The sequence below is a fragment of the Paraburkholderia sp. genome, from assembly GCF_035656215.1.
Taxonomy (GTDB): Bacteria; Pseudomonadota; Gammaproteobacteria; order Burkholderiales; family Burkholderiaceae; genus Paraburkholderia.
In genome coordinates, this window is record NZ_DASRSY010000428.1 from 1 (window position 1) to 26,531 (window position 26,531).

Genomic DNA, 26,531 nt, shown 5'->3' on the forward strand with positions numbered 1-26,531 from the left:
TGTCTCGGTGTGCAGCGCACTCTATGGCAAAGTGCTCGGCACCAGTTACAAGTGGAACCATCTGGACGAGATCAACCAGTTGCTCGGCGTGCGCGGCGCGAATGCGGCGGACCCGGTGGCAGTGATCCGCACGCAGGCGAACCGGTTGAAGACACAAGGCGTGTGAACGGATGCGGCGATTGGATCGGCAGCGGGGCAGCGCGCGGAGTCAGTGGCTGGTTTTTGTCGCGGTGGGCGCGGTGTCGGCCGGCGCTGCGTTGTGGCTGAACCGCCCGCCGTCCGCATGGGATGCATCAGCGCTGCACACAGAGAGTGCAGCGAGTTCCGCGCAAACCGCACTTGCTTCGAGCAAGGACATGGCCGCTAGCACGTCGATGGCTGATGCATTGCCCGCTTCGCTCGAGGGTTCGTCACCGCCGCATCTGCCAACCGATGGCCGCGGCCACCTCGCACGCACGCGTGCGGTTCGCGACTTCTTCGATTACTTCCTGACGACGCAAAGTGAAATCTCCGCCGCGACACTCGATGCTTTGGTGCGTCGCCAGGTCGCCGCGCAACTCGACGGCACACCGGCCGCCGATGAAGCGGTGGCCGTCTGGCAGCGCTACAACGCGTATCTCATGGCGCTCGCACAAGTGCCGCAAAACTCTCCGGCTCAGAGCGGCGCAAAGCTGGACCTCGACGCGCTGCAACTTTCGCTTGATCAGCGCGACGCGTTAGGCACCCGGCTGATGGGCGAATGGAATGAGCCGTTCTTCGGCGCTGAATCACAGCAGCAACACACGGATTTAGCGCGCTTGCGCATCGCATCAGATGGCGCGTTGAGCGCGGCGCAAAAAGCGGCGCGCCTCGCTGCGCTAGACGCGGCACTGCCGCCGGAAACACGCGCTGCCCACGAGCGTGCGCGCCAGCAGCAGGCGGCACTCGACGCGATCGGTCAGGCGCAGAAGCAGGGCGGTTCGCTCGATACGATGCGTGCGCAGATCACGCAGACACTTGGGCCGGAAGCGGCGCAACGCGTCGTACAGATGCAGCAAGCGGACGACGCCTGGCAAGCACGCTATGCGGACTACTCAAACCAGCGCGCGCAGATCGATAAGCAGGATTTGCCGCCTCAGCAACGCGACGCGCAGATCGCGCAGTTGCGCCAGCAGTTCTTCAGAAACCCGAGCGACGCCATGCGCGCCGCGTCGCTCGATCGCGGCAGCGGTTCAGGAAACTGAACCCTCTATCGCGACATACCGCGGCATCTCAACCCGGCGCGGCACCCGTCAACTGCGAATACACGTCATGCGACAGTTGCAGCAACACCTTGCGATCAATACCGCCTGACACCGCATAGCCAAAGTCGCCGTCCACCCAGTAGAACACGTTCACCGGCCCGTCCTGATACAGCTTGAACGCGGTGGTGTTCGAGTTCACCTGACGATGCGAAATGCACAGCGTCACGCGTTCGCCGTTTGGTCCGCGATACATGAATTGCGCGGTCGGCCCATCGGCACCTGGCAAGAGGCGGCCGCCCGACAGGTTGAAACCGTTCTTCGAAAGAATCGGCGGATGTACGTTCGTGCCGAGCCGGTTGGACAGCCACTGTACGAAATCCTGCTCGTGATCGGCATTCATGTCTGCCGGACGGTCGACAGCGGGCATATAAACCACATGCGCCACCGCGGCTTGCCGTGCGAAACCCTCGGAACTATCCGCGCTAACGGGCAGTGCGTCCGACGAGTGACCGGCGACCGGCGCAATGACTTCCTGCCCCATATGCGTGCCCACGCCGATGCCCACGCCCATCACCAGCGCCGCAGCCATCCCGGCGAACTGCGGCCAGTTGGCGGCAATGCGCCAGCGGCGCCCACTGGCTAAGGGCGCCTGCAGGCGTTTCGGCACGGGCTCGCTCAGCACGCGGTCATAGCGTTCATGAAACATGTTGTTCAGCGAGAAATAATCGCTGACGCGGGTGGCCAACTCGGGGTTCTGTTCGAGTGCGCGCTCCACCTCGACGCGTCGTTCGTCGGACAGTGTGCCGTCCACGTACGCGTGCAGGTCTTCTTCGCCGATCGGCATGTGTTGGTCGTTCATCGCACCACCTGTAATTTTGCACCGGGCTGCGTGCCCGCCATCAATGCCCGAAGCCGCTCGCGCCCGCGCGAAAGGCGCGACATGACTGTGCCGATCGGAATGTTCAGCGCGAGCGCCACGTCGGCGTAGCTCATTTCCTCGAGACCGACCAGCAGCACGACTTCGCGCTGCTCCATGGGCAGACGCTGCAACGCGTAGTCGAGGTCGCGCATTTCCAGCGAACGGGTCTGATCGGACGGCACGGCAAATTCGCTTTCTTGAACGCTGTCGTCGTCGACCGCCACGTGGACGGCGCGCGCCGACGCTTTGCGCGCCTGATTGGCGAACACGTTATGCATGATTGTGAACAGCCACGCACGCAGGTCGGTGCCGGGCTGGAACATGCCGGTGCGGCCGAGCGCGCGTTCGAGCGTGTCCTGCACCAGATCGTCGGCGAGATCGCGATTGTTGATCAGCGCTCGCGCATAGCGCCGCAGGCGCGGCACGTGCTCCATCAACTCGTCACGGACATCCATTGTTTATCCCAATCGTGGGGCTTCTCGTGGGCGCCGGGTGGGCGGCCGTCGATTGAACCGCCGCGCGCATTCGAGGTGCAAACACGCGTGGGCGCATTTTATTCCGTTGTCTTTTGCCGAGTTGCAAAACCTGGAGCGGGCTTATCGCATGGTCATCACGTCGGCGGCGCGCATCAGGCCGTGGGTGCGGGCGTCGCCGACGACCACGAAGCGCTGCCACCGGGCCGTCCAGGTCAGCAGGCGGATCTCGCCGATGCGGTGGGCGGCCCACTGCGGCCGGGCCGACGCCAGCAGTGCCAGCGTCGAAATCAGCACCACCGGACGGTTGTCTCCGTTCAGATAGACGAATTCGCTGGCGCGTTGGAACGGGCCGAGCGATAGGACCCTTTGATCGACCAGCCGCAATCCGATTGCAGCGAGATTGGGCGCGGATACGTCGGTTCGCGTCGGCGATGCCGCGGAAAACTGTGCGTCGGCGGTTTCTGCCAGCGCCATCACGGCGGCATTGTCGAGTGCCTGACTGGACACCTGGGTGGCGGCAAGCCAGCCGCTCGCGGTCGCCAGTGTCAGAACGAGCGCTCCGAACGCCTTCACCGCTTTGCCCGGACGTCTCGTGACCTTCAGTTGGTCGAGTGCGCCGCGCCATCCTTCGGCACGGCTCGCAACGGGTTCTTCAGTTGTCTGGAAGGCCTGCTGCATCTGCGCGTTCAGCCTGCCGTAGAACGCCACCCGGCGCGCCTCCGCCGGGTCCTTGCCGAGATAGTCCTGCAGAAACGCGGCGCGTTCCGGTGTCAGCGTGCCATCGGCATAGGCCTGAATGTCGGCTTCGGAGAGCGGCGAGTCGGAGGGGGCGTCGGTTGAGGTCATGGTTTTGGCGGTTATCAGATTTCAGCTATCGAGTGGCGAACACGCGCAGGTATGGATTTATTCCGGGTTTGAAGTTTGTTTTTTTCGAATCGCCAATGCAGGAATAAAAATCACGAACCCGTGGTTCTCCCTCATGCAAGCCCGCACAAAACTCACTGGAGTTCATCATGAAGAAGATTACTTTCGTCGCATTGTCCCTCCTCGCTTTTACCGCTTTCGCCGCTTCGTCGAGCGCTTTCGCAGAAGGCAAGACGCGTGCTCAGGTGTACCAGGAATTGATCGAAGCCCAACAGAACGGCCTCAATTACGTGACCGACTCATCGTATCCGGATGTGAATCCCGTTTTCGCACGGCAAGTCGAGCAGCACAAGGAAGCGCTCGCTGCACAGGCGGCCGCCGCGAGCCACTTCGCGAGCGGCAGCGCGTCGACGGGTGACGTCAATTGACGCGATCGATATCCGGCGCGCGTAGCGAACGGACGCGCCGGATATCGAATGGAATAGATCGCCGAATGCGGTGTTAGCCGATGTGTGCATCTATCCGAGAGCCAAGGAGCCGTTGTGACAAAACCATCCGTGAGGGCTGCGCTGTGTCGTAGGGCTGGAGGCGAGCCTGCTGATCAATCTGGCAGGCGTTATCGGAACACCACGGTTCGATGTCCGTTGAGAATCACGCGATGCTCCAGATGCCATTTGACCGCCCTCGACAGTGCGACACATTCCACGTCGCGTCCGATCATCGTCAGCTCGTCGGGGTCCATCGCATGATCCACGCGTTCAACCGCCTGTTCGATGATCGGTCCTTCGTCGAGATCGGTCGTCACGTAATGCGCCGTTGCGCCGATCAGTTTCACGCCGCGGTCGTAAGCCTGATAGTACGGCTTGGCGCCCTTGAAGCTCGGCAGAAACGAATGATGAATATTGATGGCCCGGCCGGACAGCTTCTCGCACAGGTCCGCTGACAATACCTGCATGTAGCGCGCGAGCACTACCAGATCAATTGCGTGATCCTCTACCACCTCCCAGATCTTCGCTTCTTGCGCAGCTTTCGCCGCAGGTGTCGACTGCAAGAGCGGGAAATGATGGAACGGAATGTTATAGCTCGCGGCTAACTGGTAGAAATCCTTGTGGTTCGACACAATCGCAGGAATCTCGATGTTCAGCTGTCCGGTGCGATAGCGGAACAGCAGATCGTTCAGACAATGCCCGATCTTCGACACCATCAACAGAACGCGCGGCTTGTGCGACGCATCGGCGATCTGCCATTGCATGTTCAGGCGTTGCGCGAGCGGTTCGAAGTGCTTGCGCAGATCGTCGCAGCTCGCGCTGACGCCGGTTTGCAACTGAAAATACGTGCGCATGAAAAAGCGCTCGGTACGGCGGTCGCCGAACTGCGCGGAGTCGACGATATTCGCGCCGCTTTCGAGCAATGCGGCCGAAACCGCGTGCACGATGCCCGGCTGATCGGGACACGACAGCTTCAGGATGTAGCTGTTATCAAGGTGTGGCATGAGCGGTTCCGGTTCGATCAGCTTTTGACGCGTTCTGAGCGCGGGTCGTAGGGTGCTTTGAGATGCACGGTGGCAGGCAGAAGGTCGCCGGCCACGTCGAACTCGTAGCGGCCGCTGCTCAAATACGCCGTGTCCGCCGCGCCGTCCGGATTGTTGATGTAGCCCATCGCCACCGGGCAGCCGAACGTATGGCCGAAGGCCGCCGAGCTGACGAAGCCGACTGGCTTGCCGTCGCGCAGGATCGCCTCGCCGCCCCACAGCATGCGATCGGCCGCGCCGTCGGCGGTGAGCACGACCATGCGTCGGCGCAGCGGTTCCGCGCGCAATTTCAGCAAGGCTTCGCGGCCACGGAACGGAATGTCTTTATCGAGCTTGCAGGCGAACGAGAGACCCGCTTCGAACGGGTTCGAGTCCGGCGTCAGTTCGCGGCCCCATGCGCGATAGCCTTTCTCGATGCGCAGCGAATCGATAGCGTAATAGCCCGCATTGGCGAGGCCGAACGGTTGGCCCGCCGCTTGCAGCGTCTCGTAGACGCCCGCCGCGAACTCGACCGGCACGTACAGTTCCCAGCCTAGTTCGCCGACGTAGGTGAGCCGCGTGGCGCGCACCGTTGCATAGCCGATATCCACTTCACGGCTCTGGCCGAAAGGAAAGGCCGCATTGCTCCAGTCTGCCTTCGAGATGCTCTGCAGCAGCTCGCGCGAGCGCGGGCCCATCACCGCCAGCACCGCGGTCTGGCCGGTGACGTCGACCAGCGTGCAGTGCTTGCCGTGCGGGATCGATTTCTCGATGTAGTCGAAATCGCGAGTGGTCTGCGCCGAGCCGGAGACGATAAGGTATTGATCGTCGGCGAGGCGGGTCAACGTGAAGTCGGACTCGTAGGTGCCGCGCTCGTTGAGCATGCCGGTGTAGACGGTGGTGCCGACCGGCACAGCAACATCGTTGGTGACGATGCCTTGCAGCACGCTTTGCGCGTCGCGGCCCTTCACGAGGAATTTCGAAAACGAGGTCATGTCGAACAGCGCCACGCCTTCGCGGCAGGCACGATGCTCGGCGCCGCTCCACGGCAGCCAGTTCTGCTGACCGAAGGCGTAGTCGATCTTCGCTTCAGCCACGCCTGGCGCGAAGAAATTCGGACGCTCCCAGCCCATCTTGCTGCCAAAGCTCGCGCCCTGGTCGCGCAACATCGGGTAGAGCGGCGAGCGGCGGAACGGGCGTGCGGAATCGAGTTCGCGGTTCGGCCAGGGCATGGCGTAGTGCAGACCAAGCGTTTCCTTCACGCGGTCGTGCAGCCAGGTGTCGTTACCATTAAAGCGCGCGAAACGGCGAATGTCGACCGGCCACAGGTCCATGGTCGGCGTGCCGGCAACGATCCATTCGGCGAGTGCCATGCCGGCGCCCCCGGCCGACGCGATGCCCATCGAATTGAAACCCGCACCGACAAAAAAGCGCCGCAACTCCGGCGCTTCGCCGAGCATGAAGTTGTTGTCCGGCGTGAACGACTCCGGGCCGTTGTAGAACTGCTTCACTTGCGCTGTTTCGAGTGCTGGCACGCGCTGAAGTGCATTTTCCATCAGGATTTCGAACTGATCCCAGTCGTCGGGCAGCAACTGGAATTCGAAATTCTCCGGGATGCCGTTCATCCCCCACGGCTTCGCGTTCGGCTCGAAGCCGCCCATCACAAGGCCGCCGACTTCCTCCTTGAAATAGATGAAGCCGTCCGGATCGCGCATCACCGGCAGGTCAGGATGCACGCCGGCAATGCGTTCGGTGACGATGTAGTAGTGCTCGGCCGAGTGCAGCGGCACGGTCACGTCGCACAGGCGGCCAACCGCCTTGGCCCACTGGCCTGCGCAATTCACGACGATATCCGCGCCGATCGTGCCTTCTTCGCCGTCCTTGTTGCGCCATGCGAGGCCGCTGACTTCGCGTGCGCCGGTCGTGGCGTTTGCCTTGTCTTCGAGAGCGGTGCGCGTATGAATCGCCGTGACGCGGGTGTTTTCGACAATCCGCGCGCCGCGCGTGCGGGCGCCGCGGGCGAGGGCTTGAGTCAGATCGGTGGGATTCGCTTTGCCGTCGCCGGGCAGCCAGACGGCGCCGAGCAGGTCGTCGGTGCGCATCACCGGCCATAGGTCGCCGGCTTCCTGCGGGCTGATCACGTCGCACGCCACGCCATACGCGCGCGCGACGGCGGCGGTGCGCTTGAGTTGCGTCATCCGCTCGGCCGTGCGGGCCACCGAGAGCGAGCCGCATTGCTTCCAGCCGGTCGCGAGGCCGGTGTCGGCTTCGAGTTCGGCGTAGAGCGCAGTCGAATAGCGAATCAACCTGGTCATGCTTTCCTGCGCGCGCAATTGGCCGACGAGGCCGGCCGCGTGCCAGGTCGTGCCGCACGACAGTTGGCCCTGTTCGAGCAGAACCACATCGGTCCAACCCAGTTTCGTGAGGTGATAGGCGACCGAGCAGCCGATGATGCCGCCACCAATGATGACGACGCGAGCGTGAGCAGGGATGGATGTGGACATATGTGGAAGTAAGTTGAATTGACGTGCGTAGATTGCGACAAAATTTGGCAAAAAGCAACGATCTATTTGGTTAATGCCTGATCAAAGGCGATGGCGGGTACGTCGGCAACAGACGGTACCGCTACCTTTTTATAACCAAGTAGGTTAATATCGATCGGGGACAAGATTGGAAAAAAGCACGCCTCACTGCAAATTGGCCGATGTCCAGGGCCTGGCGCGGGTAGGGAAGATCAGAATCACGAAATCGGCCGTGATTGGCGCTGCGGCACTCGGCCTCGGGCCTGCAGCAATCGTCGAAACATTGATGTCGCTCGATCGGCGGAGTTTTCGAAAAAGCATGACCACGTACGCGGACCATCGGGTCTGGCAGGACGTCTATTGCGCCATGACCGAAGCAGGCATGGTTTATTTGAAATTAACGGTGGTCGACGACGTCCTCGTCGTGTCATTCAAGGAGTGGTGAGCATGAAGTGCCCGAACTGCGGAGCGGCCGAGCTGGTGCGCGATACGCGCAACATGCGCTATGTCTACAAGGGGGAGACTGCCGTCTTCGAAGCCGTCACGGGCGACTATTGCCCGTCATGCGAAGAAGCAGTGCTCGACATGGACGAAGCGACCCGCACGGGTCAAATGATGCTGGCCTTCAACAAAGAGGTGAATGCATCGCAAGTGGATCCCGCATTCATTGCCGCCGTACGCAAAAAGCTTGAGCTGGACCAGCGCGAGGCAGCGGAAATTTTTGGCGGCGGCGTGAACGCTTTTTCGCGGTATGAGAATGGCAAAACCCGGCCACCGCTCGCGCTCATCAAACTGCTGAAAGTGTTGGATCGGCATCCGGAGTTGCTGGCGGAAGTGAGAGCTGGTTGAGCTTTACTGTCCTGTGTGTGGATTCGTATGGAAGTGCGTTGGGATTTATTGGCGAATTATGAGGGTGTTTGCTAGACTGGGGCGGTCATCCCAGTCTCCAGCCTATGTTCTCCACCCAACGCCAAGCCGAAATTCTGCGACTCGTCCGCGAGCAGCGCACCTGCACGATCACTGATCTTGCAGGCCGCTTCGAGGTTTCCGACGAGACCATCCGCCGCAATATCAAGCCGCTGATCGCCGATGGCCTGCTCATCAAGGTCCATGGCGGCATCATGCTGCCTGAGCGTCTCGACGAGCCGCCGTTCCAGCGGCGCATGGTGGCAAGCCGCGAGGGCAAACAGGCGATTGGCGCGCGCATCGGCGAGTTGGTCCGGGACGGCGATTCGCTGATCCTCGAGGGCGGTACGACCTGTCTGCATATCGCCCAGGCGCTCACCGCGCGCTCGCGGCTCACGGTGGTGACCAACTCGATCGAAGTCGCCCGCGTGCTGGCGCCGCGCAACGGCAATCGGGTGTTCATCGCGGGGGGCGAACTGCGCGCCGACGACTCCGCCGCCTTCGGCGACAGCGTGCTTGCCTTCCTGCGACAGTTCCATGTGCGTTACGCGATCGTCTCGGTTACCGCAATCGACACGCAGGGCCGTTTCATGGATGCATTGCCTGCCGACGTGGCGTTTTCGCTTGCCGCCTTTGCGCAGGCCGAACGGCGCGTGGTCGCGGCGGATCATGCGAAATTCGGCCATAGCGCCCTGGTGCACGCTTTCGGCTTGGACGCCATCGATCTGCTCGTCACCGACCAAACCCCCGCCCCCGCGCTCGCTCAAGTGTTCGCGGCAGCCGGCCTGGAAGTCAGTGTCGGCGCGCCTGGGCATGGCGACGCAGAGCCGGATGCCGAAAACGGTAGCGCAGCCGACCGGCCGATCGGCTCCACGCTCTGAGAAAGTGGGGCGCTGATCGGCTTCTTGCCCCAAGGGCGCCCGCCATTCGGCTGCGCGCGCCAGCCCGGCCAGGCCCAACGCCGCCAGGCCAAGCCAATCTTTCCGCCCCGTGCGCCGGCTCTAAAGGCACTGCCACAGCCAATTGCGTCCAACGCGTAAAATGGCCGGTTATCACGGGCAATCTACGCTGGACAGAAACCGCGCCGGCAGGTGCCATACGCCGCCTGCCGCGCCGATTCCGCGTCTGCGCGCAGTTGCCCCCGCCCGCTCGAATATGGATGAACCCTGATGTCGTCAGTTTTCTTTGATCGGGAACGGATTACGGAATGGCTCGGCGACCACACTGTCGCCAAGGCGCGTTCGGTCGGCGCCGTCACGAATGTGAAATGGCACGGCGCCACGCTCAGCGGCTACGTGCAAGGCACACAGGTGCGGCCATACCACACGCGGGTGCGGTTTCGCACCGATGGCGGCACACCGTGGGCGCAGGGCGACTGCAGTTGCCCGGTTGGCCGCAACTGCAAGCATGTCGCCGCGCTGCTGCTCGCCAAGCTCGAGTATCACGACGAGATGGACCACATAACCAACGTCGACATCGACATCGACGCAGATGGGCACGCGTCCGCCGGATACCCGCGCACCGCGTCCGGCGCAACAGCACAGCCGCAGTCCGGCGTGCGCCCCGAGCTGGTCAGCTGGCTCGAGCGTTTTCGCGCGCGCGCCGAGGCCGCCGATGCGGTCGCCCATAAGGCGGGCGCCGCGCGCACCCAAACGCTGGCCTATCTTCTGAACTGGTCCAGATTCCACATGCGCCATGAGGTCGTGCTGTACCGGGCGCGCTGCAATCCGGACGGCGCGATTGTCGAGGTCGACGAACCTTGGGGCAATGTGGAAGCCGCCCTGCTCAAGCAACCCAGATTCGTTTCCGACGAAGACCTGTCGATCCTGCGCGGTCTGTGGTTGGGGCGCTCGCGCGAGGACTTCGGCCAGTTCATTCTGCGCGGCACGAGCGGTGCGGAGATGCTGCAAAAGCTGATCGCCACGGGGCGCCTGTTCTTCGAGTTAAAACCTGCGCCGGGTCACGAGGGGCCGACTCCGCTGTCGCGTGGCGCCGACCGGCCCGGGCGGATCGAATGGGAGCCGCTGGCGGACGAACGCCTGCGGCCCGTGTTGTGCACCGAGCCGCGCGCCACCATGGTGCTGCCCACCGAGCCGATCTGGTATGTGGATGGCGTCGCGAATGAAGCGGGCATCGTCGAGTCGTCGTTGCCGTTTCAGCAGTTGCCCGATTACCTCGCCATGCCGCCGATCTCGCTTGCCGAAGCGCCGCTCGTTGCCTCGGTGTTACGCGAGATCGCGCCCGATCTGCCGCTGCCGCCCACGCAAGACGCGTCTTCGATCCGCGTGATCGACGTCGATCCGGTACCGGTGCTCACGCTCAATAGCCACGCGCTGCCGTCTACGGCCAAGACGGGGCAGCGCAAGCTCGAGGCCGTTGAACTGGCCGGCGTCAGCTTCGATTACGATGGCGTCAGCATCAATGTCGACAGTAGCGTCACGCTCGTGCCGATGCCGGGCGGCGACGTCATCCATATCCGTCGGCGTTACGAAGCCGAAAAGAAGCGGCTGCTCGAACTGCGCAAGACCGGGTTGCAGAAAGTCCCGACCAGTCGCGTGGTCGCATCGCGGCTTCTGCCCGACACGATGCTTGGTCTGCCCGATGCCGAATCCTGGTCCGCCTTCGTCAACGATGCCGTGCCTGACCTCGTGAGCAAAGGCTGGCGTGTGACGATGGCGCCGGCGTTCCGCTACAACATCATCGAGATCGACGCGATCGACGGCACTGCGCATCAGGCCGGCGACGGCTGGTTCGATCTGGAGATGGGCATCCGCATCGGCGAGCGCAATGTGCGGCTCGAGCCGCTGCTCGCCGATCTGTTCCGGCGCGACCGGCGCTGGCTTGGCGGCGCGCTCGAAACCATCGCCGACAGCGAACCGATCGAGCTGAAGACCGATGAAAACAAGCGTCTGCGTCTGCGCGCCGACCGGTTGAAACCGGTGGTGCGCGTGCTGGTCGACCTGTTCGACGCACTGGGCGGCGCGTTAGCCGACGGCGCGCCGCTGCGCGTGCCCTCCGTCGATGCGGGCCGGCTCGAAGCATTGAACAGCACCGGCCGCTGGCAATTTCAGGGCGACGACTCGATCCGCCAGTTGGCGCAGCGGCTACAGGCTGGCCCCGGTTTGCACGAGGTGCCGGTGCCGCGTGGACTGAAGGCGGAGCTGCGCGTCTATCAGCAGCAGGGTCTCAACTGGATGCAGTTCCTGCGCGAACACGATCTGGCCGGCGTACTCGCCGACGATATGGGTCTCGGCAAGACCGTGCAGACGCTCGCGCACATCCTCGCGGAGAAAGAAGCCGGGCGGCTTGACCGTCCTGCGCTGATCGTCGTGCCGACCACGCTCGTGCACAACTGGCGTGAGGAAGCGCGCCGCTTCGCCCCCGAACTGAAAGTGCTGATATTGAATGGCCCGCAGCGCAAGGAGCGTTTCGAGCAGATCGGCCAGCACGAACTGATTCTCACGACTTACGCGCTGCTGTGGCGCGATCAGAAGGTGCTCGCCGAGCACGACTATCACCTGCTGATCCTTGATGAGGCGCAGTACGTCAAGAATGCTTCCACCAAAGCCGCGCAGGCGATTCGCGGATTGCGCGCGCGGCATCGGCTCTGTTTGACGGGAACGCCGCTGGAAAATCACCTCGGCGAGCTGTGGTCGCAGTTCGACTTTCTGTTGCCGGGCTTTCTCGGCAGCCAGAAGGATTTCACCAAACGCTGGCGTAATCCGATCGAGAAGAACGGTGATGGCGTGCGCCGCGCGCTGCTGGCGCGCCGCATCCGGCCGTTCATGCTGCGCCGTCGTAAGGACGAGGTCGCGAAGGAGTTGCCCGCCAAGACCACGATCGTATGTTCAGTCGATCTGGAAGGCGCGCAGCGCGATCTCTACGAAACGGTGCGTACGGCGATGCAGGAGCGGGTGCGCGCGGCGGTCAGTGCGCAGGGCCTTGCGCGCAGCCACATTATCGTGCTCGATGCTCTGTTGAAGCTGCGTCAGGTCTGCTGTGATCCGCGCCTCGTGCGGAAAATCAAGGTTGACGAGAATCAGGGCGAACCGGGCGAGAAGCGCAGCAAAGCGGAAAAAACAGAAAGAGCCGAGAAGGGCGCGCGCGTCACGCGCTCGGCCAAGCTCGATTTGCTTCTGTCGATGCTGCCTGAATTGATCGAGGAAGGACGGCGCGTGCTACTGTTCTCGCAGTTCACCGGCATGTTGTCGCTGATAGCCGAAGCAATCGAGGAAGCCGCGATCCCCTATGTCATCCTGACCGGCGACACGACGGACCGCGTCACGCCGGTCGAGCGCTTCCAGCAGGGCGAGGTGCCGTTGTTCCTGATCAGTCTGAAGGCCGGCGGCGTGGGCCTGAATCTGACCGCCGCGGACACCGTGATTCACTACGACCCGTGGTGGAATCCAGCCGCCGAGAATCAGGCGACCGACCGCGCACATCGGCTGGGGCAGGACAAGCCTGTGTTCGTCTACAAACTGATTGCCGCGGGCAGCATCGAGGAAAAGATCGTGGAGTTGCAGGAGCAGAAGGCGGGTCTCGCCGACAGCATTCTCTCCGAAGACGCCGCCGGCGCGACCAAGTTTTCGGACGACGACCTCGACGCGCTATTCGCGCCGATGCCCGAGATTGAAAGCGGCAGATAAGCCAATCGCGCAACGCGCATCCGAAAGAACTCTCTCAATCTCAATGTACGTCTGGGGCGCACACCACGCCTCAGACGCTTTGCCCGACCGAGGCATTCAACTATTCCGTCCAACGCAGGTTTTTGCAGAATGCAGACGGCATGCGATTCCGTGTTAATGACACGGCAAAGCATCGGCCTCACGCGAACTTAACAATCTTTAAACGATTTATTTTGAGACTGTTCCTATACTGAGTCGCAATTGTCAAATCGCTGTTACCCGAATGCGGGCCACGGCCCCCTATGACAAAGGCAGACGGGGCCAATCACCGTGCGTGCGAGACCAACCGATACAAATAACGACCCGCAGAGGTCGATTTCAATAACAGGCAGAGCCTGAGAGACGTTGTAGAAAATCTATAGAACGGCCCCCAGTGGCCGAGCCGGGCCGGATAGCCGCATAATCGCATCCGGGAAAGAGAAGGGCCATTTTCGATTATGATGATCTGCCCCCCTCGGTAATCAGCGCACTAAAGCCAAAATACGCGCCAATTTCGAGATAGTGGGGCGGCAGAACTGAACGGCGCGCGAGGCGAGGGACCGTTAATCGAAAAAAGAGTGCAGCCGAATACGAAAACAGGAAGCTGGATCGTCGGTGTTAGCGCGGTCATCCTGGCGAACTGCCGGCTCACCGGCCATCAATTACGAAGGACGACGTCGCGTTGTGGGGTTTTATGAGAATTGCAGTCCTGGATGACGATTCGGCTCAGGCCGACCTTGTTTGCCAAACGCTCTCGGCGGCCGGCCACGTCTGTCACGCTTTCGGCGCGGGTCGCGAACTGGTGCGGCAGTTGCGGCGCCAGACCTTCGACCTTCTTGTGCTCGACTGGAACGTACCCGACATGTCGGGCGAAGAGGTGCTGCGCTGGGTGCGCGAAAGCCTTTCCGAGCGCTTGCCGGTCCTGTTCATAACGAGTCGCGGCCGCGAAACCGATATCACCTCGATCCTCAACACCGGCGCGGACGATTACGTCGTCAAGCCGGTTTCGGCAGCGGTCCTGCTGGCGCGCGTCGGCTCGTTGCTGCGCCGGGCGTATCACCTGAAACCGCCTGCTGCGAAGGAAGTTTTCGGCGAATTCGAATTCGATCTGGGCGCGAAGCATGTGGTGGTGCGCGGCGTGACCGTTGCCGTGACGCAGAAGGAGTTCGAGCTCGCGCTGCTGCTGTTCCAGCACCTGAGCCGGCCGCTGTCGCGCGCGCATATTCTCGACGTGATCTGGAAGCAGGCGACAGACATCCCGTCGCGGACGATGGACACCCACGTGTCGATGCTGCGCAGCAAGCTCGGCTTGCGCCCGGAGAAGGGCTATCGTCTGACGCCGATCTATGGCTATGGATACCGGCTCGAGCGGATCGAATCCGGCACGCCGCCGGTGGCGGCCGAAAACCGCCCCGAAGCGGGGGAGGCGTGACGGTTTCTTTCGCTGTGGTAGCGCCCGGCTGCACACGTTCACCGGGGCGCCGCGCCAGCGCGGTGCTGGCGATGGCCGGCCTGATCGCAATGACGTGCTTCGCGCCGGTATCGGCGCATGCACAATCGTCCCGTGCGCCGAAGCAACGCAGCAGGGCAGCTGCGCCCGCCTATGTGTCCTACGTGACCCACGAAGGCGACACGTTGTATGAAATTGCCGGTCGCTATCTGCGCGACCCCGGCGACTTGGCCATGTTGAGCCGCCTGAATCATGTCCCCGCGCCACGCCGCCTGCCGGCCGGGATCGCGCTGCGTCTGCCCGCCGACAGGCTCAGACAGGACTCGGAGTCGGCGCGCGTGATTGCGACGAGCGGTCCGGTCGAGCACGCTTTCGGCACGAATCCTTACACACCGCTCTCGGCGGGCACGACGCTCGGCGAGGGCGATCGCATCCGCACCGGCCATAACGGCTTTGTCACGCTGGAGTTGCCGGATGGCTCGCACGTTACGGTCTCGCAAGACGGCCAGCTCGACATCGGCAAGCTGCGGCGCACCGCGCTGACCGGCGCGGGCGATCGCGTGCTCGATCTGCAGCATGGCGAAGTTGAGAGCCAGGTCACGCATGCCACTAAAAAGGACGACCGCTTCCAGATCCGTTCGCCGTCGGTTGTAGCGGGCGTGCGCGGGACGCGCTTCAAGGTCGCTTACGATGGCGAAAAGCGTACCACTGCGGTGGAAGTGCTGGACGGCGCCGTTGGCGTCGACCCGGCCGCAGTCGGCGGCCAGGCCTCTGCGCCGCCACCTGGCGTGCCGTTGCAGGCCTCGGCGCAACTCATCAAAGCAAGCTTTGGCAACGTCACGCGGGCGGGCAGCGCGATCGGCAGTCCGGTGGAATTGCTGGCCGCGCCGTCGCTCACCGAACCGGCAAAAGTGCAGGACGGCAAAACCGTCGTTTTCGACCTCGTCCCGGCCGAGCACGCTGTGGCCTATCGCGTGCAGATTGCGCGCGATGCCGATCAGCTCGACCTGATCCGCGATCTGCGCGTGAGCGTGCCGCATGCGGACTTCGGCGATCTGGCCGACGGCACGTATTTCGTGCGCATCGCCGCGATCGACGCGAATGGGCTCGACGGCCTGCCTCAGGTGTACGGTTTCGAGCGGCGCCAACTTGGACTAGCCGCGTCGGCGGGGCCACGCGCCGGCAGCCACGACTACGAGTTCCGTTGGTTCGTCAGCCGCTCCACGGTCGAGACGCGCTTTCGCTTCGTGCTGGCTACGACTGCCGACCTGCGCCATCCACTCGTCGATCGGACCGATCTGACGGGGGGGCAACTCGTGGTGAGCGATCTACCGGGCGGCGTCTACTATTGGACGATCGTCGCCGAGCAGTTCGAAAACGGCCGTTTCTATGAGAAGAGCAGCGCGGTCCGCTCGTTTACGCTTGCACGCTGACGCTGGTAGATTCACGGGGTCGAGCCACCAACCAGCCCGCTCCTTAGCTATCAACCACGCCACGCCTTGCCGACCACACACACGCGCCTGAGCCTCGACCCGCGCGCCCGCCTCGGCCGGCGTGCCGGCCGCCGCTTCCTGCTCGAATGGGTGGCGATCGGCTGCCTGGGCATTGTGGTGATTCTGCTCAGCTCGCTCGGCCGGCTGACCGCCAGCGTCGATCATCTGGTCTACGACCGCTTTCTGAGCCTGCGCACGCCAGCGTTGCTGCACGACATCGTGGTGCTCGAAATCGATAACGCCAGCATTGCGCAGCTCGGCCGCTGGCCGTGGCCGCGCAGCGTCCATGCCAGGCTGCTCGAACAGATTGCGAAGGCGAAGCCGGCCGCGGTGATCTACGACGTGCTCTTTACCGAAGCCAATCCGGACGACGCGCGGCTCGCCCGCGCGATCGCCCTGAGTCCCACCTATCTGCCGATGCTGCTGACTCCGCCGGACAGCGCCGGTCAGCGCGTCGCGGTCGAACCGGTGGCGCCGCTCGCGCGTGCCGCGGCCGGGCTTGGGCATATCAATCTCGAAGTCGACAGCGACGGCATTGTGCGCAGCGTCGCGCGGTTCGAGGGCGATGCGGATTCGCGCTGGCCGCAATTGATGGTGCCGGTCGCGCAGGCCGTCGAGCGTGGTGTGCTGCAACTGAACGGGGCGCCGCACAGGCAGCCTTCCGGCGAGGCGGTGACGCAATCCAATGACGTTGATCAGGGCGAAGACCGCTTCCTGATCCCCTTCGGTCTGAATGCGCAGAATTACACGAAGCTGAGTTTCGCCAGTGTGCTCGCGGGCGATGTTCCGGCGGACAAACTGCGTGGGCGCATCGTGCTGATCGGCGTGACCGCGTCCGGCTTGTACGACCGCTTTGCAACGCCGGTGTCCGGCGAGCTGGGGCCGCTGCCCGGTGTCTATATCCATGCGAACGTGCTCGACACGCTACTGACCGGTCGCGAGCTCGAGCCGGCGGAGCCGTGGGTGCTGTTCGTCGCGTCGTTGGCGCCGCTTGCTGCGCTGCTCGCCGGTTTTCTGGTGCTGTCGCCACGCCGCTCGTTGTTGCTGACCGTCGCGTTGGGCGTGCTCGCCACGGCTGGCAGCGCGGTCTTGCTGTACGGCGCGCGACTATGGATGTCGCCGGTGCCGGCGATCTTCGGTTTGATCGTGGTGTATCCGATCTGGAACTGGCGGCGCCTCGAAATGACGATGGCTTATCTGCGTGAAGAACTGCAACGCCTGGCCGACGAGCCCCACCTCCTGCCGGAAACACCGCAGCGCCGCCGCGAGTTCGGCGGCGATGTGCTGGAGCAGCATATGGCGCTGATGGCGCAGGCCGCGCAGCGCGTGCAGGACATGAAGCGCTTCGTATGGGACAGCCTCGACAGCATGCCCGAGCCGATCCTGGTGAGCGACGTAGAAGGCACTGTGCTGATCGCGAACCATGCTGCCAAGGCGCATTTCGCGCGCCTCTGTGCGCCGCTGCCGGAAGGTCGGCCGATGCGGGCAGTGCTGGGCGGCTTGACGCTGGTCAAGACCATCGACAGCGGCGCGCCGTTGGACGCCGAAAACAATCTGCTTGCGCATGCCCAGTGGCCGGCGCTACTCGATCCCGCGCGCCGCGAGTTCGCCGCGCTGATGGCGCAAGGCGTGGAGGTGCGCGATGCCCACGAGCGCGACCATCTGCTGCGCTATGCGAATTGCACGAATGAGCAAGGTGAGACGACGGGCTGGATCGCAGGCCTGGTTGACGTATCGGCCTTGCATGCCGCCGAGCGTCAACGGGAAGATGCGTTGCGGCTGCTGTCGCACGATATGCGCTCGCCGCAGGCGTCGATTCTGGCGCTGGTGGAGATCGAGCGGGCGCGCAGCGAGCCGGTGCTCGCTCGCGGCCTGCTGGAGCGCATCGAGCGCTATGCGCAGCGCGCGCTGACGCTCGCCGACGACTTCGTGCAACTCGCGCGTGCCGAATCGCAAACCTATGTGCTCGAACCGGTGAACATGACCGAACTGATGATCGACGCCAGCGACGAGGTTTGGCCGCAGGCCCACGCCAAACGCATTACGCTGCAAACCGATACGGAAGGCGACGCCGACGCCGAGGAGGAGGGCCACTGGATCTGCGCCGACCGCTCCCTGATGACGCGCGCGCTCGTCAACATCCTGAACAATGCGGTCAAGTACAGTCCGCCGGATACGCGGATCACATGCAGCCTGAAGAGCGTCGGCAGTCTTGCGCAGACGGGCGTGCCCGGCGCGGCAAAGCACGTGTCGTGCACGATTCGCGACGAAGGCTACGGTATTCCCATGGAGCAACAGGCGGGTCTGTTCGAACGCTTCCGGCGCTTTCACGAAACGGAGCGGCCGGACGTAGGCGGTGCGGGATTGGGTATGGCATTCGTCAAGACCGTCGTGACGCGCCATGGCGGCGATGTCGAGGTGGTTAGCGCGCCTGGCGACGGGACGGCTTTCACGATTTTCCTGCCGGCACGCGACGACGCGTAGTCCGATGCCGCCGCAGCCATCGCCCTGATGGCCTACGAACAATCACCTTATTGAAGAGAGAAGCTGGTGAAAGCGATATTGATCTGTGCCGCGCTGGCCGCGGCGAGTCTGACCGGATGCGCGGGTTTGAGCGCCGACGTGCACACCGCGAATCCTTCGACCGCGCTGCAGGGCGAGCGCACCTATGCGATTGCGCGCATGACGTCGCAGGATGCCAGTGCGGATCATCCGCAATTTGAAACCCTGCTGCGCGATGAGCTGGCGAAGAATGGCTTCACCGATACGGCGGGCAAGTCCGCGCACTATTTACTGTCGATTGCGTATGACACGCGGCCGGCCGCGGTTGGCGTGAGCGTGAAGGATTGCGCACCCGGCGCATGCGAACGCTCGCCCGAGCCCCCGTTTGCGCTGTTCGGCGGACGCGCTTATCAGCATTCGTTGACGCTGCGGTTTTTCGAGCAGTCGAGCGGACAGGAAGTCTACAGCGTGAATGCGGCCAGCAGCGATCGCGATGCTGATCCGCTGCACGCGATGCCGGCGCTCGTGAAAAGCGCCTTGGCAAAATTTCCTTTCGATGCGCCGCCCGACTGGCGTGTGAAACTGCGCACCGATCAGGCGAGCAGCATGCCGAATGTGGTTTCGGTGAAGCCGGTGCAGCCTTAAAGCGCCCGCGCTATTCCGGCGTCTTCTCGTCTTCGGGCCAGCGGTTTTCGAACACGCAATCGGCGAGCGGCATGCGGCTTGCCCAGCGCTCGGTTTCCAGCATCGGCTCGTTGTAGAAGTGATCGACGTGACCGAGACACAGGATCGCCACCGGCCGTGCACCCTCGGGCATATGCAGCAGCGTACAAACCGTGTCGACGTCGAATAGCGACACCCAGCCCATTCCCAAACCTTCCGCGCGCGCGGCGAGCCACATGTTCTGGATCGCGCATGCCACGGACGCGAGGTCCATCTCCGGCAAGGTGCGGCGTCCGAAGATGTGCCGCTCGCGGCCGTCCATCAGCGCCATCACCAGCAGTTCGCCGCAGTCCAGCATGCCTTCCACTTTCAGCTTCATGAATTCTTCGCGCCGCTTGCCGAGGGCGTCGGCGGTGGCGAGGCGTTCGCTTTCGACCGTTGCGTGCAATGCCGTGCGCAAAGCCGGGTCGGTGATGCGCGCGATGCGCCACGGTTGCATGAAGCCGACGCTCGGCGCGTGATGCGCCGCGTCGAGCAGGCGTTGCAACACGGCAGGGTCGACCGGCTCGCGCACGAAATGGCGCATGTCGCGCCGTTCGTAAATGGCGCGGTAGACAGCTTCCCGCTCGGAATCGTTAAAAGGCTTCGCCATGGAACAGGGCGGCCGTGAAGGCCGGGTTGGAGGGCCAATAAGCGTGCATATAGGTTGCCACAATCGAACCCGCGCGGAACACGTTTTCGCCAGGCGCATCGTCGTGTGGCCGGGTGGCTGAACGCAGCGGTGCGAGCGACGTCGTCAGCTTAGAGTAGTGGAAGGTGTGGCCGGTCATTGGACCGTGCAGGCTGTCGATCTGCTGCATGCCGAGCGCGGTGAAGCGCGTTTGCATCGTTGCGTGGCCGGGCAGCAGGCCGAGCATCGGCGTTGTGGTGCCACTCGTGTCGGTCAACTGTTCAAGCAGGTAGAGCATGCCGCCGCATTCGGCGACGATCGGTTTGCTAGCTGCCGCGTGCGCGCGAATCGTTGCGGCACTGCGCGTGTTGCCGGCGAGCAATGCCGCATGCAGTTCGGGATAGCCGCCTGGGAGGTACAGGGCGTCGGCGTGCTCCGGCAAGGCTTCATCGGCGAGAGGGGAGAAATAGTCGATGTGCGCGCCGAGTGTCTCCAGCAGCGTGACGTTGGCCGGATAGATGAACGAGAACGCGGCATCGCGCGCTATCGCGATCCGCTTGCCTTCCAGTAGACGCGGCAGGGCTTCCGGCATGGGCGGCCCGAATTCGACCGGCGGCGGCAATTCAGCCAGCGCGGTTTGCGCGAGCGCATCGGCGGCGCGATCCAGGCGTGTTTCCAGGTCTTCGATCTCTGCGGCTTGATGCAGCCCGAGGTGGCGATCGGGCAACTCGATTTCGTCGTTGCCGGTGATGTGTCCGCACCAGCGCAGGTTCGGCGGTAGCGCCTCTTCGAGCATTTGCGCGTGCCTTGGCGAGCCGACGCGATTGGCGAGCACGCCATAAAACGGCACTTGCGGCCTGAATTGCGCGAGCCCGAAGGCGACCGCGCCGAAGGTCTGCGCCATCGCTTTTGCTGAAATCACCGCGAGGACCGGTACGCCGAACGTGGTGGCCAGATCGGCGCTGCTCGGCGTACCATCGAACAGACCCATCACGCCTTCGATCAGGATCAGATCCGCTTCAGTCGCCGCTTGTGCAAGCAGGTTTCGGCAGGCCGATTCGCCTACCATCCACAGATCGAGCGACAGTACCGGCGCACCGCTGGCACGCGCCAGGATCATCGGGTCGAGAAAGTCAGGGCCGGTTTTGAACACGCGTACGCGGCGCCCGAGCCGCCGATGGTAGCGCGCCAGACCCGCGGTAATCGTGGTCTTGCCTTGGCCCGACGCGGGCGCGCTAATGAACAGGGCGGGGCATGCCCCGAACGAGGTCCGTTCAAGGAGCGCCCCGAAGGAATTCTTCCGCGCCGAAGGAAATCCCCTTTGGGGATTGGCGGACGCTCCGAACGAAGTCTCCTTGGGGGACGCGGACATCGCTCAGAACTCCACGCCGCGCTGCGCTTTCACGCCTTGCTCGCGATACGGGTGCTTGACGATGCGCATTTCGGTGACGAGGTCGGCGGCTTCGATCAGCGCGTCCGGTGCGTGGCGGCCGGTCACTACCACGTGCAGCATCTCCGCGCGCGCGTTCAATACCGACAGTACTTCGTCGAGCGGCAGGTATTCGTACTTCAGCACCGTGTTCAGTTCGTCGAGAATCACCATCTGATAGTCGCCGCTCTCGATCATGCGGCGCGCTTCGTCCCAGCCTTTGCGCGCGGTGGCGATATCGGCGTCGCGATTCTGCGTGTTCCAGGTGTAGCCGTCGCCCATCGTGACGAAATCGCAATTGGCGATCGCACCGAGGAAATCGCGCTCCGAAGTATGCAGCGCGCCTTTGATGAATTGCACGACGCCGAGGCGCATGCCGTGCCCAAGCACGCGGACGGCCATACCGAACGCCGCGGTGGTTTTGCCTTTGCCGGTGCCGGTGTTGACGATCAGCAGACCTTTTTCGACGGTGGCGCTGGCCTGCTTTTTCTCGTGGCCTTCGCGCCGGCGCTCGGTCATGCGTTGATGCGATTCGGGATCGGTCTTCATGGAAGGTCCTGTTCTTGAGTGCCGCTGTTTGTCGGTTCGCAGGCGGGGCGGGCGGTGGTTGAGGCTATCGCCACCGTGACGCCGTCGTGGATGGTTTTGCGCACGAGTAGATGTGCGTTGGGGGTATTGGGCGTGATCGATGCAACCGATGCATGGGCCGCACGAGGTGCGCTGGCCGCATCAGATTCGGCCGCTGCGGCGAGCAAGGCGCACGGTTCGCAGACGCCGTCGATGCCGAGATGCTCGCGTGCGGCTTCAGATGGATCGTCCACGGCTAGCGCTGCAATCTGCTCGCGGCTGAACAGTTTCAGCGGCAGCGCGTGACGTGCGCAGAATTCGAGCAAGCCCGCTTCGTGGGCTTTGGTGTCGATCGAGGCAATCGTGCTGATTTCATCGAATGTGCGCGAGCCGAGTGTGGCGCGCACGGCCGCTTCAATCTGCTCAGCCGGGCTGTGCAAGCGACAACCGATGCCGACGGCGAGCGTTTTCATTGCGCGTCCGTGGGGTTCGCGACGTTGGCTGCGTCTGAGGCGTCTGAGGCGTCTGAGGCGTTTGCGGCGTTTGCGGCGTTCGAAGCATCCGAAGCATCCGAAGCATCCAAAGCGTTCGCCGTCCCGGCCGAGTCCGTCATGTGTGCCGCTCCCGCGGCGTCCAGCGCGCCCACCGTACTGGCATTCACAACATCCCGCGCCAAAGCCAGCGAAGCCACGCCGCCGATTACCACGATCGCCGGCGATCCGAGTCCGGCGCGCGAGACCGTATCCGCGAAATCGCCGAGCCGCGCGAGCACGTGCCGTTGCTCAGGACGCGTCGCCGATTCGATTGCCGCGGACGGCGTATCGGCGCTCATGCCGGCCGCGAGCAATGCGCCGGCGATATCGTTCAGGCGACGCATGCCCATGTAAATCACCAGCGTCATCCGCGTGGCGACGAGCGCGGCCCAGTCGGGCTCGCCGCTGCCGGCGCCATGTCCGGTGACGAACACCACGCCTTGCGCGTAATCGCGATGCGTCACAGGAATGCCGATCGCCGCCGGCGCCGCAATCCCGGCGGTGATGCCGTTGATCACGTCTACCGCGATGCCCGCTGCCTGTAGCGCCTGCTGTTCTTCGCCGCCGCGGCCGAACACGAACGGATCGCCGCCTTTCAAACGCGCGACGCTGCGCCCGGCCTGCACATGTTCGAGCATCTGCGCGACGATGCCGGCCTGCGGTGTCGACGGATGCCCGCCACGTTTGCCGACGTACACGACCTGCGCGTCGGCGCGCGCGAATTGCAGCACGTCGGGGTTCACCAGATCGTCGACCAGCACCACATCGGCTTGTGCCAGGGCGCGAGTCGCCTTGAGCGTAATCAGCTCGACGTCGCCGGGGCCGGCACCGATCAGCCAGGCGCGGCTCATCGTGGCGTGCATGGCGCGCGCCATGTCGTGACAAGCGGGAACGGGTGAAACGCGAAGCGGCCGGAGGCGACGGAAATTGAGGTCATGCGGTGCGACAGGGTACGCGCGACGAAAAACGCTGCTCGCCGCGTTTCCCACAGGAAACGCTAACGGCCGCGCCACGTCGTGCTTCAGCGCCTTCACATCCGTCCCTCGCGGATTCCGGCGGCCGGCAGCGTGACGTTCGCTGCCTCCGCGTCTGGCCGGTATCCGGGCTGACGGCCTCATGCGTTTTGCCTTCCCGTCCGGATTCGTCAGACAGTGGCATCAAAAACGCATGCGCGATGCGAAAGCACCGCAGGTCGCTTACCGTTGCGGGGACAGCACAGGTTGAGCGCAGCGAGCGCGGCCTGTTTCCCGTTTAACTGCACATACGAACGCATGTGCGGGCACCAAACGCGCGCATACGATAGCACACGGCAGGCCGCGCCGGCACTGCGGAAAGGCCCTGCCGGCGCCCGCGTTTCCTTGACGGCACGGGGCGCTCGGCCTAAACTCGCACGCACTTTGGTGCTCGCATGCGCGCTCGTGCGCATGCAGTTAAACGGGAAACAGGGTGCCCACCTGCAATGGATCGGGTCAACCTGTGCTGCCCCCGCAACGGTAAGCGAAAAGCGGTTCCAGGTTGTTTGCCTGGCGCCGCGGAGCCGGCTTCGATGTCCACGCGCAAGGCCGCGTCGGCATATAACCACTGGGCGAGAAACCACTCGCCCGGGAAGGGGAAGCGGCGCTTTCGCCAGCCCGGATACCGGCCAGACTACGAAGAATGACCACCGCGGGGATGCGGCGGCGCGTTCATGACCTCATTCCCGTTTTCTGTTTTCTGTTGCCCCGGCAACGCCGTTGTTCGTCCCCGTGTCTGGTTATTGTCGTGGCTTGGGGCATGTGCCCTTTTTGCCCGACCTAAACACAAATGCGTCGGCGTGCCCATGCAACTCCTACGGATGGACCTCACGATGCAAACTCAAATGCGCAAGATTCCCGTCACCATCGTCACGGGCTTTCTCGGCAGCGGCAAGACCACGCTGTTGCGGCACATTCTTCAGCATGCGGGCGGCAAGCGCATCGCGGTGATCGTCAACGAATTCGGCGAACTCGGCATCGACGGGGAAATCCTCAAGGGTTGCGGCATTGGTTGCGATGAAAACGGCGTCGAGACCGAAGGGCAACTGTATGAACTCGCGAACGGCTGTTTGTGCTGCACCGTGCAGGAAGAGTTTTTCCCGGTGATGGAAAAGCTGGTGGAGCGCCGCGAGCAGATCGATCACGTGCTGATCGAGACGTCCGGCCTCGCGTTGCCGAAGCCGCTGGTGCAGGCGTTCAACTGGCCGCAGATCAAGAACAGCTTTACCGTCGACGCGGTCGTTACCGTGGTTGACGGCCCGGCGGCGGCGAGCGGCCAATTCGCCGACAATCCAGTCGCCGTGGATGCACAACGCAAGGCCGATCCGAATCTCGATCACGAATCGCCGCTGCATGAGCTGTTCGAAGACCAATTGTCGGCAGCCGATCTGGTGATTCTGAACAAAACGGATTTGCTCGACGATGCGCAGCAAGCCTCTGTCGAAAGTTCGATTCGTGAAGAGATTCCGCCGCAAGTGAAGATTGTGCGCGCGCAGATGGGCCAACTCGATCTGCATACGTTGCTTGGCCTCGAAGCGGCTTCCGAAGAAACGATTCACCTGCGTCACGACCATCACGGTTCGGCCGAAGACGCCGATCACCATCACGACGAGTTCGATTCGGTGGTGGTGCACGCGAATGTTTCGTCGCGCGAGGCCGTGATCGCCGCGTTGCAGGGGCTCGTCGAAACGAACACGATTTACCGCGTCAAAGGTTTCGCAGCGTTGCCGGGCGCCGCGATGCGTCTGGTGATTCAGGGCGTGGGCCGTCGTTTCGATAGTTATTTTGACCGGCGCTGGCAAGCAGGTGAAACTGGCGAGGGCCTGCAAAGCCGCTTCGTACTGATTGGCGAAGACCTCGACCAGGCCACGCTGCAACAGGCATTCGACGCCGCGTTGGGCACCGTGGCAAGCGCCCAGCCGCAACAGGCGTAACCGGCATGCATCTGCTGCGCACTACGCCGGGCGGCTTTGTCGACGATACGCAAGGCGTGATCCGTATCGATCAGCAGCCCGCCGATATCGTCGTGCTCAGTTCCGCCGATACCACGCTGTCGCTGCTTGCGAGCGTGGTGCCTCGTCTGGGCGAGGGCTTCCCGAGCGTGCGGCTCGCGAACGTCACGTATTTGCGGCAACCGGCTTCGGTCGATTTCTATATCGAAGATGTGTTGCAGCATGCGCGTGTCGTGGTGGTCGATCACCTCGGTGGCGAGGCGTACTGGCCGTACGGAATCGAACAGGTGGTCGCGCTCGCCGAGCGCAAGCAGCAGACGCTCGCGATGTTCTCCGGCGATCTGCAGGAAGACCCGAACCTGCTCGCGCGCAGCACTGCCGACGCCGATCTGTGTCATCAGCTATGGCGCTATCTGCGTGAAGGCGGGCCGCAGAATGCAGAGGCGTTCCTGCGCGCGATTGCGTACCGCTCGCTTGGCTGGGGGCGCGAGCCTGCGCCGCCGCGCGCGCTGCCTGCCGCGACGCTCTACCATCCTGAACGCGATACACCGACGATGGCCGACTGGCGGGCACGCTGGGTAAAGGGCGCGCCGGTCGCTGCGATTCTGTTCTACAAGGCGCATCTGCAAGCAGCTAACACGGCCGTGTTCGATGCGCTTATCGATGCGCTCGAATCGCAGGGCCTGAATCCGCTGCCGATCGCGATTACGTCGCTGAAAGATGCGATGAGCCGCGACGTCGTGCAGCAGTTGTGCGCGCAACACGAAGTCGCGCTGGTACTGAATACGACCGCATTCGCTGCGTCTGCCATCGACGACCCCGAGCCGCTTGCGCTCGCAGGCGACGCTCCCGTCATGCAGGTGATTCTGAGCGGCGGCAATCGCGAGGATTGGGTCAAGGACAATCAAGGCCTCAATTCGCGCGATATCGCCATGCATATCGCGCTGCCGGAAGTGGACGGACGCATCATCACGCGGGCGATCAGTTTCAAGGGACTCGCCTATCGTTGTCCGCACACCGAAGTCGATGTGGTCCGCTATCAGCCGGACCTCGAACGCGTCGGTTTTATGGCCGAACTGAGCCGCCGCTGGTGCCGTCTGCGCACGCTCGATAACGCGGACAAGAAACTCGCGCTGATCCTCGCCAATTATCCAATGAGCGAAGGGCGCATCGGC

Annotated in this window: 21 protein-coding genes, 2 pseudogenes and 2 riboswitches; of the genes and pseudogenes, 13 read left to right on the forward strand and 10 right to left on the reverse strand. The window is 63.5% G+C overall.

The window, feature by feature from the left end; all coding sequences use genetic code 11:
* A pseudogene (locus VFE81_RS25130) lies at positions 1 to 166 on the forward strand (triacylglycerol lipase); the annotation flags it as partial.
* A gap of 13 nt (positions 167 to 179) precedes the next feature.
* Positions 180 to 1,223 carry a lipase secretion chaperone gene (locus VFE81_RS25135; RefSeq protein ID WP_325047173.1) on the forward strand — a complete coding sequence of 348 codons (1,044 nt, stop codon included), beginning with the start codon at positions 180 to 182 and terminating at the stop codon, positions 1,221 to 1,223.
* A 28-nt stretch (positions 1,224 to 1,251) separates the two neighbouring features.
* Here VFE81_RS25135 and VFE81_RS25140 read toward each other — a convergent pair whose 3' ends face one another.
* The 3 genes from VFE81_RS25140 to VFE81_RS25150 all read right to left on the reverse strand — a co-directional run bounded on the left by VFE81_RS25140 (position 1,252) and on the right by VFE81_RS25150 (position 3,464).
* Entirely contained in the window at positions 1,252 to 2,082 is an 831-nt protein-coding gene (locus VFE81_RS25140; RefSeq protein ID WP_325047174.1) for an anti-sigma factor, read from the reverse strand.
* A complete protein-coding gene (locus VFE81_RS25145) occupies positions 2,079 to 2,597 on the reverse strand; it encodes a sigma-70 family RNA polymerase sigma factor (RefSeq protein ID WP_325047175.1) in 519 nt (172 codons plus the stop codon). Before VFE81_RS25145 ends, VFE81_RS25140 begins: the two co-directional genes overlap by 4 nt.
* Positions 2,598 to 2,738: 141 nt before the next feature.
* Positions 2,739 to 3,464 (reverse strand): transcriptional regulator, encoded by a 726-nt coding sequence (locus VFE81_RS25150; protein WP_325047176.1) that lies wholly within the window; start codon positions 3,462 to 3,464, stop codon positions 2,739 to 2,741.
* A 167-nt stretch (positions 3,465 to 3,631) separates the two neighbouring features.
* On the opposite strand from VFE81_RS25150, the gene VFE81_RS25155 reads away from it, so the two are divergent.
* Positions 3,632 to 3,910: a DUF4148 domain-containing protein gene (locus tag VFE81_RS25155; protein ID WP_325047177.1), complete on the forward strand. Its 279-nt coding sequence runs from the start codon at positions 3,632 to 3,634 to the stop codon at positions 3,908 to 3,910.
* Between the two features lie 188 nt (positions 3,911 to 4,098).
* Here the strand turns inward: VFE81_RS25155 and purU are convergent, their stop codons facing one another.
* Both purU and VFE81_RS25165 read right to left on the reverse strand, forming a co-directional pair.
* The gene (gene purU / locus VFE81_RS25160) at positions 4,099 to 4,974 is read right to left on the reverse strand and encodes a formyltetrahydrofolate deformylase (protein WP_325047178.1); all 876 of its coding nucleotides are present in this window, start codon (positions 4,972 to 4,974) and stop codon (positions 4,099 to 4,101) included.
* Between the two features lie 17 nt (positions 4,975 to 4,991).
* The gene (locus tag VFE81_RS25165; protein WP_325047179.1) at positions 4,992 to 7,496 is read right to left on the reverse strand and encodes an FAD-dependent oxidoreductase; all 2,505 of its coding nucleotides are present in this window, start codon (positions 7,494 to 7,496) and stop codon (positions 4,992 to 4,994) included.
* Positions 7,497 to 7,662: 166 nt separating this feature from the next.
* Between VFE81_RS25165 and VFE81_RS25170 the strand changes: the two genes are divergently transcribed.
* The 8 genes from VFE81_RS25170 (at position 7,663) to VFE81_RS25205 (ending at position 19,174) form a co-directional block, all read left to right on the forward strand.
* A complete protein-coding gene (locus tag VFE81_RS25170; RefSeq protein WP_325047180.1) occupies positions 7,663 to 7,959 on the forward strand; it encodes a type II toxin-antitoxin system MqsR family toxin in 297 nt (98 codons plus the stop codon).
* Between the two features lie 2 nt (positions 7,960 to 7,961).
* The gene (locus VFE81_RS25175; protein WP_325047181.1) at positions 7,962 to 8,363 is read left to right on the forward strand and encodes a type II toxin-antitoxin system MqsA family antitoxin; all 402 of its coding nucleotides are present in this window, start codon (positions 7,962 to 7,964) and stop codon (positions 8,361 to 8,363) included.
* A gap of 104 nt (positions 8,364 to 8,467) precedes the next feature.
* A complete protein-coding gene (locus tag VFE81_RS25180; protein ID WP_325047182.1) occupies positions 8,468 to 9,301 on the forward strand; it encodes a DeoR/GlpR family DNA-binding transcription regulator in 834 nt (277 codons plus the stop codon).
* A gap of 288 nt (positions 9,302 to 9,589) precedes the next feature.
* Positions 9,590 to 13,066 (forward strand): DEAD/DEAH box helicase, encoded by a 3,477-nt coding sequence (locus VFE81_RS25185; RefSeq protein ID WP_325047183.1) that lies wholly within the window; start codon positions 9,590 to 9,592, stop codon positions 13,064 to 13,066.
* A 712-nt stretch (positions 13,067 to 13,778) separates the two neighbouring features.
* Complete coding sequence (locus VFE81_RS25190; protein WP_325047184.1) at positions 13,779 to 14,516, forward strand: response regulator transcription factor; 738 nt, start codon at positions 13,779 to 13,781, stop codon at positions 14,514 to 14,516.
* Between the two features lie 71 nt (positions 14,517 to 14,587).
* Positions 14,588 to 15,967 carry a FecR domain-containing protein gene (locus VFE81_RS25195; protein WP_325047191.1) on the forward strand — a complete coding sequence of 460 codons (1,380 nt, stop codon included), beginning with the start codon at positions 14,588 to 14,590 and terminating at the stop codon, positions 15,965 to 15,967.
* A 66-nt stretch (positions 15,968 to 16,033) separates the two neighbouring features.
* Positions 16,034 to 18,511: a CHASE2 domain-containing protein gene (locus tag VFE81_RS25200; RefSeq protein ID WP_325047185.1), complete on the forward strand. Its 2,478-nt coding sequence runs from the start codon at positions 16,034 to 16,036 to the stop codon at positions 18,509 to 18,511.
* A gap of 63 nt (positions 18,512 to 18,574) precedes the next feature.
* On the forward strand, positions 18,575 to 19,174 hold the full coding sequence (locus VFE81_RS25205; protein ID WP_414695655.1) for a DUF4136 domain-containing protein: 600 nt from the start codon (positions 18,575 to 18,577) through the stop codon (positions 19,172 to 19,174).
* Between the two features lie 10 nt (positions 19,175 to 19,184).
* On the opposite strand, the gene bluB is transcribed toward VFE81_RS25205, so the two are convergent.
* The 5 genes and pseudogenes from bluB to cobA form a co-directional block, all read right to left on the reverse strand.
* Positions 19,185 to 19,844: a 5,6-dimethylbenzimidazole synthase gene (gene bluB, locus VFE81_RS25210; RefSeq protein ID WP_325047187.1), complete on the reverse strand. Its 660-nt coding sequence runs from the start codon at positions 19,842 to 19,844 to the stop codon at positions 19,185 to 19,187.
* The gene (locus VFE81_RS25215) at positions 19,828 to 21,234 is read right to left on the reverse strand and encodes a cobyrinate a,c-diamide synthase (RefSeq protein WP_325047188.1); all 1,407 of its coding nucleotides are present in this window, start codon (positions 21,232 to 21,234) and stop codon (positions 19,828 to 19,830) included. Before VFE81_RS25215 ends, bluB begins: the two co-directional genes overlap by 17 nt.
* Before the next feature lie 3 nt (positions 21,235 to 21,237).
* The gene (gene cobO, locus VFE81_RS25220) at positions 21,238 to 21,840 is read right to left on the reverse strand and encodes a cob(I)yrinic acid a,c-diamide adenosyltransferase (RefSeq protein ID WP_074287655.1); all 603 of its coding nucleotides are present in this window, start codon (positions 21,838 to 21,840) and stop codon (positions 21,238 to 21,240) included.
* Complete coding sequence (locus tag VFE81_RS25225) at positions 21,837 to 22,331, reverse strand: cobalamin biosynthesis protein (RefSeq protein WP_325047189.1); 495 nt, start codon at positions 22,329 to 22,331, stop codon at positions 21,837 to 21,839. Before VFE81_RS25225 ends, cobO begins: the two co-directional genes overlap by 4 nt.
* Positions 22,332 to 22,510: 179 nt before the next feature.
* Positions 22,511 to 23,242, reverse strand: a pseudogene (gene cobA, locus VFE81_RS25230) (uroporphyrinogen-III C-methyltransferase); the annotation flags it as partial.
* Positions 23,243 to 23,465: 223 nt separating this feature from the next.
* A riboswitch (cobalamin riboswitch) is annotated at positions 23,466 to 23,693 on the reverse strand.
* A gap of 79 nt (positions 23,694 to 23,772) precedes the next feature.
* Positions 23,773 to 24,052, forward strand: a riboswitch (cobalamin riboswitch).
* 185 nt (positions 24,053 to 24,237) lie between these two features.
* Between cobA and cobW the strand changes: the two are divergent.
* Positions 24,238 to 25,338, forward strand: a complete 1,101-nt coding sequence (gene cobW / locus VFE81_RS25235; protein ID WP_325047193.1) for a cobalamin biosynthesis protein CobW — start codon at positions 24,238 to 24,240, stop codon at positions 25,336 to 25,338.
* A gap of 5 nt (positions 25,339 to 25,343) precedes the next feature.
* On the forward strand, positions 25,344 to 26,531 hold a 1,188-nt coding region (locus tag VFE81_RS25240; RefSeq protein ID WP_325047190.1), incomplete at its 3' end, for a cobaltochelatase subunit CobN.

Bases quoted from the DNA above. Each gene is read 5' to 3' on its own strand.
- VFE81_RS25140 (WP_325047174.1), bottom strand. From the start codon at position 2,082: ATGAACGACCAACACATGCCGATCGGCGAAGAAGACCTGCACGCGTAC.
- VFE81_RS25145 (WP_325047175.1), bottom strand. From the start codon at position 2,597: ATGGATGTCCGTGACGAGTTGATGGAGCACGTGCCGCGCCTGCGGCGC.
- VFE81_RS25150 (WP_325047176.1), bottom strand. From the start codon at position 3,464: ATGACCTCAACCGACGCCCCCTCCGACTCGCCGCTCTCCGAAGCCGAC.
- VFE81_RS25155 (WP_325047177.1), top strand. From the start codon at position 3,632: ATGAAGAAGATTACTTTCGTCGCATTGTCCCTCCTCGCTTTTACCGCT.
- purU (WP_325047178.1), bottom strand. From the start codon at position 4,974: ATGCCACACCTTGATAACAGCTACATCCTGAAGCTGTCGTGTCCCGAT.
- VFE81_RS25165 (WP_325047179.1), bottom strand. From the start codon at position 7,496: ATGTCCACATCCATCCCTGCTCACGCTCGCGTCGTCATCATTGGTGGC.
- VFE81_RS25175 (WP_325047181.1), top strand. From the start codon at position 7,962: ATGAAGTGCCCGAACTGCGGAGCGGCCGAGCTGGTGCGCGATACGCGC.
- VFE81_RS25180 (WP_325047182.1), top strand. From the start codon at position 8,468: ATGTTCTCCACCCAACGCCAAGCCGAAATTCTGCGACTCGTCCGCGAG.
- VFE81_RS25185 (WP_325047183.1), top strand. From the start codon at position 9,590: ATGTCGTCAGTTTTCTTTGATCGGGAACGGATTACGGAATGGCTCGGC.
- VFE81_RS25190 (WP_325047184.1), top strand. From the start codon at position 13,779: ATGAGAATTGCAGTCCTGGATGACGATTCGGCTCAGGCCGACCTTGTT.
- VFE81_RS25195 (WP_325047191.1), top strand. From the start codon at position 14,588: ATGGCCGGCCTGATCGCAATGACGTGCTTCGCGCCGGTATCGGCGCAT.
- bluB (WP_325047187.1), bottom strand. From the start codon at position 19,844: ATGGCGAAGCCTTTTAACGATTCCGAGCGGGAAGCTGTCTACCGCGCC.
- VFE81_RS25215 (WP_325047188.1), bottom strand. From the start codon at position 21,234: ATGTCCGCGTCCCCCAAGGAGACTTCGTTCGGAGCGTCCGCCAATCCC.
- cobO (WP_074287655.1), bottom strand. From the start codon at position 21,840: ATGAAGACCGATCCCGAATCGCATCAACGCATGACCGAGCGCCGGCGC.
- VFE81_RS25225 (WP_325047189.1), bottom strand. From the start codon at position 22,331: ATGAAAACGCTCGCCGTCGGCATCGGTTGTCGCTTGCACAGCCCGGCT.
- cobW (WP_325047193.1), top strand. From the start codon at position 24,238: ATGCAAACTCAAATGCGCAAGATTCCCGTCACCATCGTCACGGGCTTT.